Genomic DNA, 14114 nt, shown 5'->3' on the forward strand with positions numbered 1-14114 from the left:
ACCCCCGCATCGCGGGGGTGCCTTTTGCTTGGTCGTTGCGTGCCGGACTAGGACCGCTCTGAACCGTTACCGGAGAGCGCAGAGACTATGGCTGGAAGCAAGGCCCGGAACGCCTGGCCGCGGTGGCTGATGGCGTTCTTTTCCTCGGAACTCAACTCCGCACAGCTGCGGTCCATGCCGGCGGGCTGCAGTATGGGATCGTAACCGAAGCCGCCTTCGCCCCGGGGCTCACGCAGAAGCATCCCCTCAAGTTGGCCGTACTCCACGGTCTCGTGGGCAACGCCATCGGGTCCCGGCACAGCCAAGGCCGCGGCGCACACGAAGGCCGCCCCACGGAAGCCCTCCGGGACATCGGAGAGCTGGGCCAGCAGCAGGTTCAGGTTTGCTTCATCGTCGCCATGCCGTCCGGACCAACGGGCTGAGAAGATGCCCGGCGCACCGCCCAGAACATCAACCGCCAGCCCGGAGTCGTCGGCGATGGCCACCAAGCCTGTCGCCTCTGCCACTGCGCGGGCTTTGAGGAGTGAGTTCTCGGCAAAGGTGACTCCGGTTTCCGCGACGTCCGGGGCACCTGCCGCGGCGGCGTCAACTACCTGGGTATCGACGTCGAGACCGGGCACCTGGCCCCGGAGGAGTTCGCGGAGTTCCTTCAGTTTGCCCTTGTTGTGCGTGGCAAGAACCAGGCGTGGCGTGCCGGCTGCGGTCCCGGCGCTCACGGAGCTTCTGCCAGCGTTTCGCGCTGGATCGCGGACAGCTGGGTGGTACCCAGGAGAGCGAGGTCCAGCAGGGCGTTCAGTTCATCGCGGTCGAAGGGTGCGCCTTCGGCCGTGCCCTGCACCTCCACGAACTTGCCGGAACCTGTCACCACTACGTTCATGTCCGTCTCAGCACGGACGTCTTCGACGTAGGGCAGGTCAAGCATGGGAACGCCGTCGATGATGCCAACAGAGACCGCCGCGATGGTGTCCACCAGGGGCTCGGCATTGCGGGCGATGAGCTTGTTCTCGCGCGCAAAGCGGATGGCCTCGGCCAGCGCCACGTAGGCGCCCGTAATTGCAGCTGTGCGCGTGCCGCCGTCGGCCTGGAGGACGTCACAGTCCAGGACGATGGTGTTCTCGCCGAGCGCCTTGGTGTCGATGATCGAACGCAGGGAGCGGCCGATGAGGCGCGAAATTTCGTGGGTGCGTCCGCCGATCTTGCCCTTCACGGACTCACGGTCCGAGCGGGTGTTCGTTGCGCGGGGCAGCATGGCGTACTCGGCGGTTACCCAGCCGCGGCCTTCGCCTTTGAGCCAGCGGGGCACGCCCTCGGTCAGGGAAGCGGTGCACAGAACCCGGGTGTTTCCGAACTCGATCAATGCCGAGCCCTCTGCCTGCTTGGACCAGCCACGGGTGATGCTGATGGGTCGCAGTTGGTCGGGGGTCCGGCCATCGGCGCGGATGACGGGTGTTGCTGTAGCTTCAGAAGTCATGCTCCAAGCTTAGCCACGATGGTGGTCATGCCTGCGCCGGTCCTTGCTAGATGCTGTAGTGGACCCCGGCTACGGCAACAGCAACGTCTCCGGCGAAAACGGGTTTGGCCTCGGACATCACCTTCGTCTGGGAGGTCCAGACCGGGATGTGGGTCAGCAGCAACCGCTTTGCGCCGGCGTTCACCGCAGCCTCCGCGGCGCGTTTGCCCGTAAGGTGAACGTCTTTGATAGCGTCATCGCGGCCTTCCTCGAATGCCGCTTCGCAGAGGAATAGGTCTGCCCCCTGGGCGGCGTCTTCCAGGCCCTGGCAGGAGTCGGTGTCCCCGGAGTATGTCAGGACCCTGGTCACCGGCGCGCCGTCCTTGCCCGGCTCGGTTGCAGTCACGCGCAAGGCGTAGCACTCTTCTACCGGATGGTTGACGCCGTAGGGAGTAACGGTGAACGGTCCAACCGTGACAGGCTTCTGTTCCGCCCAGTTGGTGAAGTCGAATTCCTCATGCATCCCCGGATCCAGGTCCAGCCCATAGGCGGTGGCCATCCTGTCGGCAGTGGCCGCTGGACCCCACACGGGAATGCGGTCGCGTCCCCAGCCGCCGGGCTTCCAGCGCACTGCTACGTGAAGGCCACAGAGATCCATGCAGTGGTCCGGATGCAGGTGGGTGAGGAAAATCGCGTCGATGTCCTCCAGGTCCGTATACCGCTGGATCGCACCCAGGGCGCCGCTTCCGAGGTCCATGACGATCTTCCATTCGCGTTCGCCGTCATGCGCTGTTACCAGATAGCACGACGCCGGCGAACCCGGCCCGGGGAATGAACCCGTACAACCCACGATGGTCAGCTTCACAAGCCACGCCCCATGGCCGCATCCGCGGTATCGGCAGGGTTCACGAAGTACGAGCGCCGTGACAGGCCCGCCCCTGATTTAGCCGCTTCGAGCATTTCGGGGGTGATCCGGGCGAGGCTGCCGGTAGGATATTGCGCCGCGACATGGTCCACATGCTTCACGGACAGCACTTCCGGTCCCAGGAACCGGCGCGCCAGCGTTTCAAATTGGACGGCATCTCCCGTGGCGATGAATTCGTGGCTTGGAGCACCCGACCCGATCCGCTGGATGCCGTGGGTGGCCAGGGCACGGTAGACGTCCTTGGCTGTTTCTTCGGCACTGGAAACCAGCGTGACGTCTTCACCCATGACGTAGGAGATGACGCCTGTCAGCAGCGGGTAGTGCGTGCATCCGAGGACCACGGTGTCCACACCGGCTTCCTTGAGGGGGGCCAAGTACTCGTTGGCGGCCGCCAAAAGTTCGGGGCCAGTGGTGACACCGGCTTCGACAAAGCTCACGAAGGCTGGGCACGCTACGGACGTGATGGTGAGGTCCGGGGCTGCGGCAAAGGTGTCATCGTAGGCCCGCGAACCCACCGTGGCGGAGGTTCCAATGACCCCGATCCTGCCCGAGCGCGTCGCAGCAACGGCACGGCGGACAGCGGGTTGAATGACCTCGATCACCGGTATCCCGTACCTGGCCGTATATCTTTCCCGGGCGTCGCGGAGAACAGCGGCCGACGCCGAGTTGCAGGCTATGGTGAGGAGCTTGACGCCGGAGTCCACCAGTTCGTCCATCACACCGAGGGCATTGGCGCGCACTTCGGCGATGGGGAGGGGTCCGTAGGGGCCGTTGGCGGTGTCGCCCACATAGAGGATCGACTCGTTGGGCAGTTGGTCGATGATGGCCCGCGCCACTGTCAATCCGCCTACGCCGGAGTCGAAAATACCGATCGGGCGCGTTCCCACGATCTCCCCCGTGCTGATGGGGGCGCCACTGCCCGGAGCGCCGCTTGGTGAACCCGATGCTGATGTCATGATTATTCGAGAATAAGGCCTCCCGTGGGGTGCGGCCATCAGGTGTGTCCTCCGCCTCGTGTCTTATGTGTCACAAGGGCGGGGCGGCACAGGGCCCCCACGATCAGGATTTCGCCTGCCGGGCGGAGATCATTGCCTGGACCAGGGACTCCTGGAGCCAGGTGGTGAAGTTGTAGACCAACGCCAAATAGCTCTCCACGTCTTCGGCCTGGCTCCAATCCTGCATGCTGTGGATGTGCTCGGCGTCCGCTTCATCGCGGATGTCCAGCCGTTCGGCCAGGACCAACCTGACGTCATTGAGCGCCATGGACCAGCGGGCTGCTTCTTCCGGCGTCAGGACCAGGTCCTCCCGGTCCAAGCCCATTGCGGTGGCCCGGAGCGCCCCGATCTTGTTCTCCCGGACAGAGCGTTCGGTGAGCTGCCGGAACTCCAGCGAGCCGCCGTCGTTGTCCTTCAAAACGTTCGGCAACAGCCGCAGGAGGGCCCGGTCGCTTGGCTGCTTGACGTCCATGTCCAGGCCAATGAGGGCCGCCAGGGGGTCTTCGTTTTCCCGGACCTCGGGGTCGAGCATCGAGATGACGTCGTCCAGCAAACCGCGCAGGAGATCTCGTTCGGCCGGCTCAAGGAACCCTGTAATGCCTTTGAGTCCGTATTTGAATGCCTTAGCCACGCTGGCGGCCGCCCTTTCCGGGTGTTTCGTTGCCGCTTGCGGCCTTCTCCACGGTGGCCCACAGGCCGAAACCATGCATGGCCACAGCGTGCTGCTCCACTTGTTCCTTGCTTCCGAACGCCACGATGGAACGGCCTTTCTTGTGGACCTCCATCATCAACTTGTGCGCCTTCGACTCCGAGTAGCCGAAATAGCTCTGGAAAACGTAGCTCACATAGCTCATCAGGTTGACGGGATCGTTCCAGATCACCAGGTTCCAAGGGACATCGGGGGCCGTCAGGACATCGGTGGACGTCTGCTCTGCAGCTTCGGTCCGCTCGTCGATGTCCGTGCCAAACGCAACGCTAGGGCTCATCTGTCCATTCTATGGCGGCTCGCACTAGAGTGAATTCGTGAGTAGAGCCGCGTCGTGGGACCATCCCGCAACTTCCTTGTACACAGACCACTACGAACTGACCATGCTGCAGGCCGCCCTGCACTCGGGCGCCGCGCACCGGCGTTCGGTGTTTGAAGCCTTCGCCCGCCGGCTCCCGGACGGACGCCGGTACGGAGTCGTGGGCGGTACGGGACGCCTTCTCGAAGGCATCGCGGACTTCAGGTTTGGCGACGCCGAACTCGCCTTCCTGGAACAGAACAAGGTGGTCAACAAGGAGACCCTGGACTACCTCGCCGACTACAAGTTCAGCGGCGACATCTGGGGCTACGCCGAAGGGGACGCTTATTTCCCCAACTCCCCCATCCTGATTGTTGAGTCGACTTTCGCTGAGGCCTGCATCCTCGAGACGTTCATCCTCTCGGTCCTCAACCACGACAGCGCCATCGCTTCGGCCGCGTCCCGCATGACCTCGGCGGCGGGGAACCGCCCCTGCATCGAGATGGGCTCCCGGCGCACCCAGGAGGAATCAGCGACGGCGGCGGCCCGCGCCGCTGTCATCGCCGGCTTCGCCAGCACCTCCAATCTTGAGGCCGGCCGGCGCTACGGGATCAAGACCGTCGGCACGGCGGCACACTCCTTCACCCTTCTGCACGACACCGAACGCGAAGCGTTCGAAGCCCAGATTGCGGCCTTCGGCCCGGGGACTTCCCTGTTGGTGGACACCTACGACGTCGAAACGGCAGTGCGGACCGCCGTCGAACTCGCCGGCAACAAGCTCGGTGCGGTCCGTCTGGACTCCGGCGACCTCATCGCCCAGGCGCAGTGGGTCCGCCAGTTGCTCGATGACCTCGGCAATGTGGACACCCGGATCGTGGTGACATCGGACCTGGACGAGTTCGCCATCGCAGCCCTGCAGTCCGCGCCCGTGGATTCCTATGGCGTGGGGACCTCGCTGGTTACGGGCTCCGGCGCCCCGACGGCGAGCATGGTCTACAAACTGGTCAGTCGAACCAACGACGCCGGCGAATTCATCTCCGTCGCCAAGGCTGCCAAGAACAAGGCCAGTGTTGGTGGCCGCAAGTACGCCCTGCGCAAGCTCAATGAGCGCGGGCGGGCCACCCACGAAGTGGTGGGCATCGGACACCGTCCCGAAGACGACGGCAACGATCGCCCCCTGCTCCACCAGTTCGTCAAGAACGGTGAGGTCCTGCCGGGGTGGACCGGCCCCGAGGGTGTCATCCGGGCGAAGGAACGCCATGCGGCAACCATGGCCGAGCTGCCCCCTGTCGTGAACCGTTTGCAACGCGGCGAGGCCGCCATCCCCACCGTTTACGAGGAGAACTGATGTCCAGGGCCTTGATCATCGTTGATGTCCAGAACGATTTCTGCGAGGGCGGAACCTTGGCAGTCGAAGGAGGCGCCGATGTTGCCGGTGCCATCACCGAATACGTTGATGCCAACCAGCAGCACTTCGATCACATCGTGGCGACACAGGATTGGCACATTGAACCCGGAGACCATTTCTCCGACAACCCGGACATGGTGGATTCATGGCCGCCGCACTGCCGGGCCCGCACCAAAGGCGCTGAGCTGCATGAGGACCTGGACCCCGAGTACATCCAGGCCTACTTCCGCAAGGGACAGTACACGGCTGCCTACTCGGGTTTCGAAGGGGTCCTGGCGCCGGAAGATGACGTTCCTTCGGGAGATCTGAAAGCCGGCGCCACGGTAGCCGAGGTGATCGACGAGGACGCGATTGGACTCGATGACTGGCTCCAGAGCCATGATGTCGAAGATGTGGTGATCGTAGGCATTGCCACCGACTACTGCGTCAAAGCCACAGCACTGGATGCCGTCCAGGCCGGGTACAACACCACCGTGATTGCCGACCTCACCGCCGGGATCTCCGAAGACCTCAGCGATGTCTTCGACGACTTGGAAGCGGCCGGCGTCGAGGTCGAGCACGGCTGACCCCGCTTGAGACCAAACGCCACAGGGCGCCGCATTTGCGGCGCCCTGTGGCGTATCAGGCAGGGTCCAGGGCCGGTTACTTCCGGCCGATGAACCAATCCTGGAGCTTTCGAAGGCGTGCCTGCAGTTGCTCTTCGTTGGCTTGGGCCACGGCTGGACCACCGCAGACCTCGCGCAGCTTGGTGTGGACAACCCCGTGCGGGGTTCCCGTACGGGCAGCCCACGCGGCGACGTTCTTGGCGAGCTCGTTGCGCAGATCCATCAGCATGCGGTGGTCCGGAATCGCCGGGGACGCCGCGGCGGCCAAGGGCGACTGGCGCTTCTTTCGCGACTGCTGCTCGTGTTGCCGCTGCCGAAGCAGGGTACCCACCTGCTCGGCGTCCAGAAGTCCGGGGATACCGAGGAAGTCCAATTCCTCGTCCGAGCCGATGTCTGCTCCGGTACCGAACTCACCGCCGTCGAACAGGACACGGTCGAATGAGGCCTGGGAGTCCAGCGCTTCAAACTTGCCCTTTGTGAGCTCCTCTGATGCCTTGTCTTCCCGGTTGGCCTCGGCCATCAGGTTTTCCTCGGGGCTGAACAGCCCGTCGTCGTCCTTTTCGGGCCGGTCCAGCGCGTGGTCGCGCTCGGCTTCCATGGTGTTGGCGAGGATCATCAACGGCGGTACCGACGGCAGGAAGACCGACGCCGTCTCTCCCCTTTTGCGTGCACGCACGAAACGGCCAACGGCTTGGGCAAAGAACAAGGGTGTCGAGGTTGACGTGGCGTAGACACCCACCGACAGGCGGGGCACGTCGACACCTTCGGACACCATGCGCACGGCCACCATCCAGCGCTTATCCCCTGCCGAGAACTCCTCGATCTTGCTGGAGGCTTTAGAGTCGTCCGAGAGAATCACCGTGGGCGACTGACCAGTGATTTTCTTCAACTGTCCAGCATAGGCACGGGCGTCGTCGTGGTCGGTCGCGATCACCAGGCCACCGGCATCCGGCACCGTTCGGCGTACTTCACTGAGGCGTTTGTCCGCAGCTGCCAGAACAGCGGGGATCCACTCACCGGTGGGATTGAGCGCCGTCCGCCAAGCCTGGGAGGTGATGTCCTTGGTCACGGCGGCTTCGCCCAGGGACGCCGCCATTTCGTCACCTGCACTGGTGCGCCACCGCATTTGACCGGAATAGGCCATGAACAGCACGGGGCGAACTACGTGGTCCCGCAACGCGTTGCCGTAGCCGTAGGTGTAATCGGCCTTGGAACGGCGGATCCCGTCCCGGTCCTCAGCGTATTCAACGAAAGGAATGGGCGAGGTGTCCGACCGGAACGGAGTTCCCGTCAGGGACAGGCGACGCGCGGCAGGATCGAAAGCCTCCCGAAGACCATCACCCCAAGACAGCGCTTCACCACCGTGGTGGATCTCATCGAGAATCACCAGGGTCCGGGCTGCTTCGGTCTTGGCACGGTGCAGCATGGGCTTGCTGGCCACCTGTGCATAGGTGACGGCGACACCCACGAAGCCCCTGCCGTGCTGGCCATCCGAGTTCTTGAAGTTGGGGTCAATGGCGATGCCCACCTTGGCAGCAGCATCTGCCCACTGCCTTTTGAGGTGGTCGGTTGGTGCCACGATCGTGACGCGGTTGACCACCCCGCTGTCCAGCAGCGTGGTGGCAATACGCAGGGCGAAGGTGGTCTTACCGGCGCCGGGCGTTGCCACAGCGAGGAAGTCCTTCGGGTTGCGGGTCATGTAGAGGTCAAGTGCCTCCTGCTGCCAGGCACGCAGCTTGGGGGCAGTACCCCAGGCAGCGCGCTCCGGGTATGCGGGAGGCAGGGAGGGACCACCGAAAAGTGTTTCTGTCATGCTGACTCCCCCGGCCTGATGGCAGTTGCAGTTACGGCACTTTCTGCGCGCACGCCGAAGCGGACCGCGCAGCGGTGTCGAACAGAGGGGGCCTGTGTTCTCTTCCCACCCACTACTTGGAGTTGCCCGGACCGTCGCCGTTTCCACCGTCATTGCCTGGGCGGAGACCCTCATAGATCTCCTTGCACTCCGGGCAAACCGGGAACTTCTGGGGATCCCGGCCCGGGGTCCAGACTTTTCCACACAAAGCAATGACGGGCTCGCCTGTCATTGCCGATTCCATGATCTTTTCCTTGCGGACGTAGTGCGCAAACCGCTCACGGTCGCCGGGTTCCACGTCCTGGCGTGTTTCTTCACGCTCGATGGTGGAGGTGGACGTTCCGGCTCCGGAAAGTTCGCGCATGGGGTCGTTTTCGAATGGATCCGGAGGAAGCGTAGTCATGCCAAACATCTTACCGTCTACAGGCCCTGCCACTTCGGCTTGTTGTCGTAGGTGTGCCGGTAGTAGTCGGCCAGCTTCAGTGATGACGCGGCAGCTTCGTCCACCAGGATGGTGGCGTGGGGGTGCATCTGGAGGATGGATGCGGCACAGATGGCAGCCACTGGCCCTTCCACGAAATCCCGGACCGCCTGGGCCTTCTGCGCGCCCGTGGCCACAAGCACCACATGCTTTGCATCCATGATGGTGCCCAGCCCCTGGGTCACTACATGGTGCGGAACGTCGTCGATGCTGTCAAAGAAGCGGGCGTTGTCCTTGCGTGTTTGCTCAATCAAGGTTTTGATCCGCGTGCGGGAAGCCAGCGAGGAACCCGGTTCATTGAAGCCGATGTGCCCATCCGTCCCCACCCCCAGGATTTGGAGGTCCACACCACCTACGGCCTTGATGGCGTCCTCGTAGGCCTGGCAGGCTGCTTCCAGGTCTTCAGCAGCACCGTCAGGACCATGGACGTTTTCCGGCTTGATGTTGACCCGGTTGGTGAACTCCCGCCGGATGACTTCCCGGTAGGACTCCGGGTGACCGGCCGCCAGGCCGACATACTCATCCAAGGCGAAGCCGTGGGCCTGGCTGAAGTCCAGGCCCCCGGCTTCGTAACGACTCGCCAATTCATCGTAGATCGGCAGAGGGGAGGAACCCGTGGCGAGGCCCAGGACCGCATTGGGCTTGCGCCGCACCAATGCCTCGATGGCATCGGCTGCAAGCGCACCGATCTGCTTGGTGCCAGGGAGAATGACAACTTCCATCGTCACGGCCTTTCTTTCTGAGGATCATCTACTGTCAGAGAGGTTATCCCATGTCCCACCTGCAGGCCACGGTAATCACACTTGTTACGGAATCAGCGGTTCACACTGAGTTGGGCGAACATCTCAGGCCCACGCGCATCCAGCCACTTACCCCCGAGTCGAACGCCCACGATGAAGAGGACCCCGCCCAGCAGTGGACCAACAACCAGGTTGATCCATCCTGCTTCAGGCCCCCCGCTGAAGGCCTGAACAGCTACCAAAGCGAGTTCCGGAACCAACAGCAGGGCCAAAACAACCATTCCGACTCCCTGCACCGCGAGCGTTTGCGCTACGTTTCCCGGCGGCTTCTTGAAAGGGCTGTCGCCGGGCAAGGGTACGGCAATGTTATACCGGGCCGAGATCACCGAGGACAGGCCCAGTCCGGTAAAGAGTGTCCCGAGTGACAACCCCAGAAGATTGGGCAGCCATTGCCATTCCCCGGTGAGGAACAACGGTGCCACAGTGAAGACCAAGACCACCGGAAGTGATATCGCCAGGCAAGCCAAAGCCCGCCCCAAGCGGTCATCCATACCCCGGACACCGGCGGCGAGGTGTAGCGCAAAGGCCGTGTTGTCATAGGAAACATCAGCACAGATGGACCACGCCATGACGAATGCGGTGAGCGGTCCCAGGATCATGAATAGCCCGTAGCTGCCGCTTTGCGAACTGCTGAAGAAGAAAAGGACCGGGAACAGCGGGACGATGACCAACGACGCCGCATACCGCGGATCCTTTAGCCAATAGATCAGGGCCCGCGCCATCACGGCTCCCGCCGGGGTCCCAGGGAGACGGCCAAAGAGTCCGAGCTTCCCACCCTTCCTCGCCGAGCCGCCGGAATACGTGGGCGTCACCAGAGCCCGCCGCAGCAGCAGGTGCCAGCCCAGCAGCAGCGCGGCAATGCTTGCTGCCGCGATCAGGAACTTGAGACCGGCTGCGGCTACCTGCCCTGATTCCAGGTCCCCACCCAGCGACCACGCCGCTCCAAGCGGTGTCCAGGACAAGGTACGTGCCAGCCCGGGAAGGTAGTCGGCGCTGTTGCGGACCCCCTCCACGATTCCCATCATGATCGGCCCCAGCAGCACCAGGGGGATGAAGACAATGATGCTGCTGACATCCTTGAACCGCCGCGAGGCGGCAAGGCCGGCAGTCGCCGTCGTCACCACCTTGGACAACACAATGCAGGTCAGCGTCCCCAGGACGGCACCCACGAATGCGCCAAGAACCGATGGAACACTCCGCCACCACGTGCCAACGGTTCCCAAGGCCGCGATCAGCGTGGCGAGGCCGGGGATGCCGATGAGCCCGGCGAGCGCCAGGCCCGCGAGCAGTTGCTTGGGCGGGATCGCAAAGGTGGTGAAGCGGGCCGGATCCAACGTCATGTCGGCCGCCGACGCTACCAGGGGGATGATAGCCCATCCCAGAACAGTGGCCACTCCACCCAATACCACCACGGTGTGGGCGATCTCAGGATCAGCCCACCGCAGTGCTATGAGGCCTCCAACCAGGAGGACCAGCATTCCCAAGGCGTACAGCAATCCCAAGGCCATCCCAACCAATTGCCAAGGACTGCGTTTGAATCCGTTTAGAAGCAGTTGCCACTTCAGGCCTAGAAGGTGCGCAACCATTCCAGCCCCTCCGTCCGGTGTCCGCCGCCCACCAACTGCACGAAGCGCTCTTCAAGGGTGGAACCGTTCCGCACCTCGTCCACTGAGCCAGCAGCCAGGACCCGGCCGCCCGCAACAACGGCAACGTGGCTGCACATCCGCTGTACCAGGTCCATTACGTGGCTGGAGACGATAACCGTTCCTCCGGAGGCCACATAACTTTCCAGGATGCCCCGGATATTGGCTGCCGATACGGGATCCACCGATTCAAAGGGCTCATCCAGGACAAGGAGCCGCGGCGCATGGATCAGCGCTGATGCCAAGGCGATCTTCTTGGTCATGCCGGCGGAATAATCGACCACCAGGGATCCGGCGTCGCCTTCAAGGTCAAGGGCGGCCAGCAGCTCCGATACCCTTGAGCCCACAACGTCCCGGTCCATGCCGCGCAACAGCCCGGAATAGGTGACCAGTTGTTCACCGGTCAGGCGGTCGAACAGGCGGACGCCATCGGGCAGGACGCCCATGAGTTTCTTGGCGGCCAACGGCTCTGCCCAGACGTCGACACCATGGACCACGGCCGTTCCGAAGTCAGGACGCAGCAGGCCGGTGGCCATGGACAGGGTTGTGGTCTTTCCGGCACCGTTGGGTCCCACCATTCCGTAGAAGGAGCCGGCAGGCACTTCCAGGTTGATTCCGTCAACTGCGATCTTGTCGCCAAAACGCTTGGCCAGGCCGCGGATGGACAGCGCCGACAAGGGGACTTCAGCCGGTGGCTGCGGTGCCTGTTGCGGTGTTTGGGTGGCATCCGGAGCGGCCGACGGCGGGGACTCGGAAGCTTGTGTGGGAATGGATAAGGGCATGGATTCATGGCGTGGTTCCGTCATGGGACCAGCCTAGCCGCGCTGGCGCGGGCATGCGGGAGTTCTAGAATCCGTGGCGGGGCACGGCCCTCTGGTACTGCGGAACCCACGGCAAATCGTGGCCCAATTCGTAGGCCGCACGCAACCACCAATGCGGATCGCGCAAGGCGGCCCGGGCCATAAACACCGCATCGGCCCTGCCGTTGGCAACGATGTCCTCGACCTGGGCGGGACTGGTCAGCAGACCCACAGCGGCGGTGGGGACACCGGCGTCGCGCTTTACCTGCTCGGCGAACCCGGCCTGGTAACCGGGCACCGCCTTGATTTTTTGATGGGCCACAGCACCACCGCTGGAGACATCCACCAGATCGACGCCGAGGTCGGTGGCTGCGCGCGCCAACCTGGCGGAGGCGTCCACGTCCACACCCCCCTCTGCCCAGTCGGAGGCGGAGATCCGCAGCAACAGCGGCATGGAGTCGGGGATGACGGCCCTGACGGCCTCCACGACTGTGAGCATGAGCCGGTTCCGGCCTTCCTCGCTCCCGCCCCAGGCATCCGTGCGCGTATTGATGAGCGGGCTCTGGAACTGGTGCAAAAGATAACCGTGCGCGCCGTGGATCTCGACGGTGTCAAAGCCAACGTCCACGGCACGGGTCGCAGCTGCGGCGAAATCTGCCACCACGGCCTGGATATCCTCTTCACTCATGGCGGACGGCGCCGCGTAGCCGTCGAAGGGCTCCTCCGTAGGGCCAACGGTGGGCCAACCGCCGTCGGACTCCGGGACCGAACCCGAGTGGTCGGCGAATGGCCAGTAGGTGGAGGCCTTCCGCCCCGCATGCGCCAGTTGGGCGCCGATCCTGCAATCCACGGCGCCGTGCTGGTGGACGAAGTGCACAATGCGACCCCAAGCAGCGGCCTGTTCATCGGTGTAGAGTCCTGCGTCCCGCGGGCTGATGCGACCCTCCGGGTTCACCGCCGCGGCCTCACTCATGATCAGCGCGGCTCCTCCGGCGGCGAAAGAGCCCAGGTGCACGAGGTGCCAGTCGTTCGGGACGCCCTCCCCTGTTTCGGGCCGGCAACTGTACTGGCACATCGGCGAGACCCAACCCCGGTGCGGAATCGTGAGCGAACGAAGCTTCAGCGGGGAAAAGAGCGCCGACGCCACTAGAAGAGAACCCTTGCCAAACCCTGACGGGCCTTGGCTACGCGCTCGTCTTTGATGCCCACGACTTCGAAGAGCTCAAGGAGCCGCACACGGGCTGTCTCCCGCTCGGGACCGAAATTCCTGCCAATGAAGGCGATGATCCGGTTGAAGGCGTCCTCAATGTGTCCGCCCGAAACGTCGAGGTCGGCGACGCCCAATTGGGCCTGGAGATCATCGGGTTCCCTGGCGGCCACGTCTCGGAGAGCCTCAGCCTCGGGCGCTGTGAGCTTTTCCAGCCTGGCCATCAGTTCCACCTGGGCCAGTCCTGCTTTGGCCTCAGCGTCCGCGGGCTGCTCGAGAAGGGCCTGCTTATAAGCGGCCACCGCAGCGTCGTAGTCGCCGGCCTCGATCGCGTCCACGGCGGCTTGGTGCAGCGGCGGCAATGGTGCGGGCTCGGCGTCGTCCGCCTGTCCGGCATCGCCAATGCTTCCAGTGACGCCATTGGCGGCGGCCACCTTGAGGAGTTCTTCAATGAGGTTGCGGATCTGCGCGTCGTCGGCCGGGCCCTGGAACAGCGGCACGGGCTGGCCCTTGATCACTGCGACGGCGGTGGGCACGGCCTCTACCTGGAAGGCCTGGGCCAATTGGGGGAAGGCATCGACGTCGGCAGCGGCCAGCACGAGGCGGCCACCGTAGCTTTCAACGACGCGTTGTGCTGTATCAAGTACACCGGGAGATTCGGCCGCATACCGCGACCAAAGGAGGAACAGCACGGGAATCTGGGCGGACAACTGCACCAGGTCCTGGAAGTTTGTTTCCGTCGCATCCACACGAAGCGGCGCCTTGCCGGCGCCACCGCCTTGGGGTGCCTCTCCGTCCGCGGACACGGGAGCCGGTGGGCCCTGCGGCGGATTGGGGCGGCGCAACGACGAGAGGTCGACGGCGCCGCGCAGGTTGAGCTGGCTGGCAGCGGCTGGAGTGGGTCGGTATCCGGGCGAACTCATACCGTCCACTCTAGCCGCTGC

At 64.0% G+C, this 14114-nt stretch carries 15 protein-coding genes; 2 read left to right on the plus strand and 13 right to left on the minus strand.

What is annotated here, in order from left to right; translation table 11 throughout:
- Positions 1–47 precede the first annotated feature (47 nt).
- The 6 genes from rdgB to clpS all read right to left on the minus strand — a co-directional run bounded on the left by rdgB (position 48) and on the right by clpS (position 4356).
- Positions 48–716, minus strand: a complete 669-nt coding sequence (gene rdgB / locus ACFUOZ_RS04150; protein WP_377545071.1) for an RdgB/HAM1 family non-canonical purine NTP pyrophosphatase — start codon at positions 714–716, stop codon at positions 48–50.
- Positions 713–1471 carry a ribonuclease PH gene (gene rph, locus ACFUOZ_RS04155; protein ID WP_011775233.1) on the minus strand — a complete coding sequence of 253 codons (759 nt, stop codon included), beginning with the start codon at positions 1469–1471 and terminating at the stop codon, positions 713–715. The genes rdgB and rph overlap by 4 nt, the downstream gene beginning before the upstream one ends.
- Before the next feature lie 46 nt (positions 1472–1517).
- Positions 1518–2315 (minus strand): MBL fold metallo-hydrolase, encoded by a 798-nt coding sequence (locus ACFUOZ_RS04160; RefSeq protein ID WP_377545073.1) that lies wholly within the window; start codon positions 2313–2315, stop codon positions 1518–1520.
- Positions 2312–3370 (minus strand): glutamate racemase, encoded by a 1059-nt coding sequence (murI, locus tag ACFUOZ_RS04165; protein WP_377545075.1) that lies wholly within the window; start codon positions 3368–3370, stop codon positions 2312–2314. Before murI ends, ACFUOZ_RS04160 begins: the two co-directional genes overlap by 4 nt.
- A gap of 64 nt (positions 3371–3434) precedes the next feature.
- Positions 3435–4001: a DUF2017 domain-containing protein gene (locus ACFUOZ_RS04170; RefSeq protein WP_377545077.1), complete on the minus strand. Its 567-nt coding sequence runs from the start codon at positions 3999–4001 to the stop codon at positions 3435–3437.
- Positions 3994–4356, minus strand: a complete 363-nt coding sequence (gene clpS, locus ACFUOZ_RS04175) for an ATP-dependent Clp protease adapter ClpS (protein WP_018776321.1) — start codon at positions 4354–4356, stop codon at positions 3994–3996. Before clpS ends, ACFUOZ_RS04170 begins: the two co-directional genes overlap by 8 nt.
- A 37-nt stretch (positions 4357–4393) precedes the next feature.
- Here clpS and ACFUOZ_RS04180 point away from each other — a divergent pair, with 37 nt between their 5' ends.
- Both ACFUOZ_RS04180 and ACFUOZ_RS04185 read left to right on the plus strand, forming a co-directional pair.
- Complete coding sequence (locus tag ACFUOZ_RS04180; protein ID WP_377545080.1) at positions 4394–5722, plus strand: nicotinate phosphoribosyltransferase; 1329 nt, start codon at positions 4394–4396, stop codon at positions 5720–5722.
- Positions 5722–6348: an isochorismatase family protein gene (locus tag ACFUOZ_RS04185; protein ID WP_377545082.1), complete on the plus strand. Its 627-nt coding sequence runs from the start codon at positions 5722–5724 to the stop codon at positions 6346–6348. The genes ACFUOZ_RS04180 and ACFUOZ_RS04185 overlap by 1 nt, the downstream gene beginning before the upstream one ends.
- A gap of 76 nt (positions 6349–6424) precedes the next feature.
- Here the strand turns inward: ACFUOZ_RS04185 and ACFUOZ_RS04190 are convergent, their stop codons facing one another.
- The 7 genes from ACFUOZ_RS04190 to ACFUOZ_RS04220 form a co-directional block, all read right to left on the minus strand.
- Positions 6425–8200 (minus strand): DEAD/DEAH box helicase, encoded by a 1776-nt coding sequence (locus ACFUOZ_RS04190; protein ID WP_377545084.1) that lies wholly within the window; start codon positions 8198–8200, stop codon positions 6425–6427.
- A 112-nt stretch (positions 8201–8312) separates the two neighbouring features.
- Positions 8313–8651, minus strand: coding sequence for a DUF3039 domain-containing protein (locus ACFUOZ_RS04195; RefSeq protein WP_377545086.1), 339 nt, complete (start codon positions 8649–8651; stop codon positions 8313–8315).
- 8 nt (positions 8652–8659) lie between these two features.
- Positions 8660–9442: a glucosamine-6-phosphate deaminase gene (gene nagB / locus ACFUOZ_RS04200; RefSeq protein WP_377545537.1), complete on the minus strand. Its 783-nt coding sequence runs from the start codon at positions 9440–9442 to the stop codon at positions 8660–8662.
- 92 nt (positions 9443–9534) lie between these two features.
- Positions 9535–11106, minus strand: coding sequence for a transporter (locus tag ACFUOZ_RS04205; protein WP_377545088.1), 1572 nt, complete (start codon positions 11104–11106; stop codon positions 9535–9537).
- Complete coding sequence (locus ACFUOZ_RS04210; RefSeq protein ID WP_377545090.1) at positions 11088–11969, minus strand: ABC transporter ATP-binding protein; 882 nt, start codon at positions 11967–11969, stop codon at positions 11088–11090. Before ACFUOZ_RS04210 ends, ACFUOZ_RS04205 begins: the two co-directional genes overlap by 19 nt.
- Before the next feature lie 40 nt (positions 11970–12009).
- On the minus strand, positions 12010–13110 hold the full coding sequence (locus ACFUOZ_RS04215; RefSeq protein WP_377545092.1) for an NADH:flavin oxidoreductase/NADH oxidase: 1101 nt from the start codon (positions 13108–13110) through the stop codon (positions 12010–12012).
- Positions 13110–14093 carry a tetratricopeptide repeat protein gene (locus ACFUOZ_RS04220; RefSeq protein ID WP_377545094.1) on the minus strand — a complete coding sequence of 328 codons (984 nt, stop codon included), beginning with the start codon at positions 14091–14093 and terminating at the stop codon, positions 13110–13112. The genes ACFUOZ_RS04215 and ACFUOZ_RS04220 overlap by 1 nt, the downstream gene beginning before the upstream one ends.
- Positions 14094–14114: the final 21 nt, after the last annotated feature.

Origin of the sequence: Paenarthrobacter sp. NPDC057355, from assembly GCF_042667405.1 — a bacterium.
Taxonomy (GTDB): Bacteria; Actinomycetota; Actinomycetes; order Actinomycetales; family Micrococcaceae; genus Arthrobacter.

What these genes read in the sequence shown, in the direction of transcription:
- ACFUOZ_RS04185 (WP_377545082.1), top strand. Translation starts at nt 5,722, where the DNA reads ATGTCCAGGGCCTTGATCATCGTTGATGTCCAGAACGATTTCTGCGAG.
- ACFUOZ_RS04210 (WP_377545090.1), bottom strand. Translation starts at nt 11,969, where the DNA reads ATGACGGAACCACGCCATGAATCCATGCCCTTATCCATTCCCACACAA.
- murI (WP_377545075.1), bottom strand. Translation starts at nt 3,370, where the DNA reads ATGGCCGCACCCCACGGGAGGCCTTATTCTCGAATAATCATGACATCA.
- clpS (WP_018776321.1), bottom strand. Translation starts at nt 4,356, where the DNA reads ATGAGCCCTAGCGTTGCGTTTGGCACGGACATCGACGAGCGGACCGAA.
- ACFUOZ_RS04205 (WP_377545088.1), bottom strand. Translation starts at nt 11,106, where the DNA reads ATGGTTGCGCACCTTCTAGGCCTGAAGTGGCAACTGCTTCTAAACGGA.
- ACFUOZ_RS04195 (WP_377545086.1), bottom strand. Translation starts at nt 8,651, where the DNA reads ATGTTTGGCATGACTACGCTTCCTCCGGATCCATTCGAAAACGACCCC.
- ACFUOZ_RS04190 (WP_377545084.1), bottom strand. Translation starts at nt 8,200, where the DNA reads ATGACAGAAACACTTTTCGGTGGTCCCTCCCTGCCTCCCGCATACCCG.
- ACFUOZ_RS04220 (WP_377545094.1), bottom strand. Translation starts at nt 14,093, where the DNA reads ATGAGTTCGCCCGGATACCGACCCACTCCAGCCGCTGCCAGCCAGCTC.
- nagB (WP_377545537.1), bottom strand. Translation starts at nt 9,442, where the DNA reads ATGGAAGTTGTCATTCTCCCTGGCACCAAGCAGATCGGTGCGCTTGCA.
- rph (WP_011775233.1), bottom strand. Translation starts at nt 1,471, where the DNA reads ATGACTTCTGAAGCTACAGCAACACCCGTCATCCGCGCCGATGGCCGG.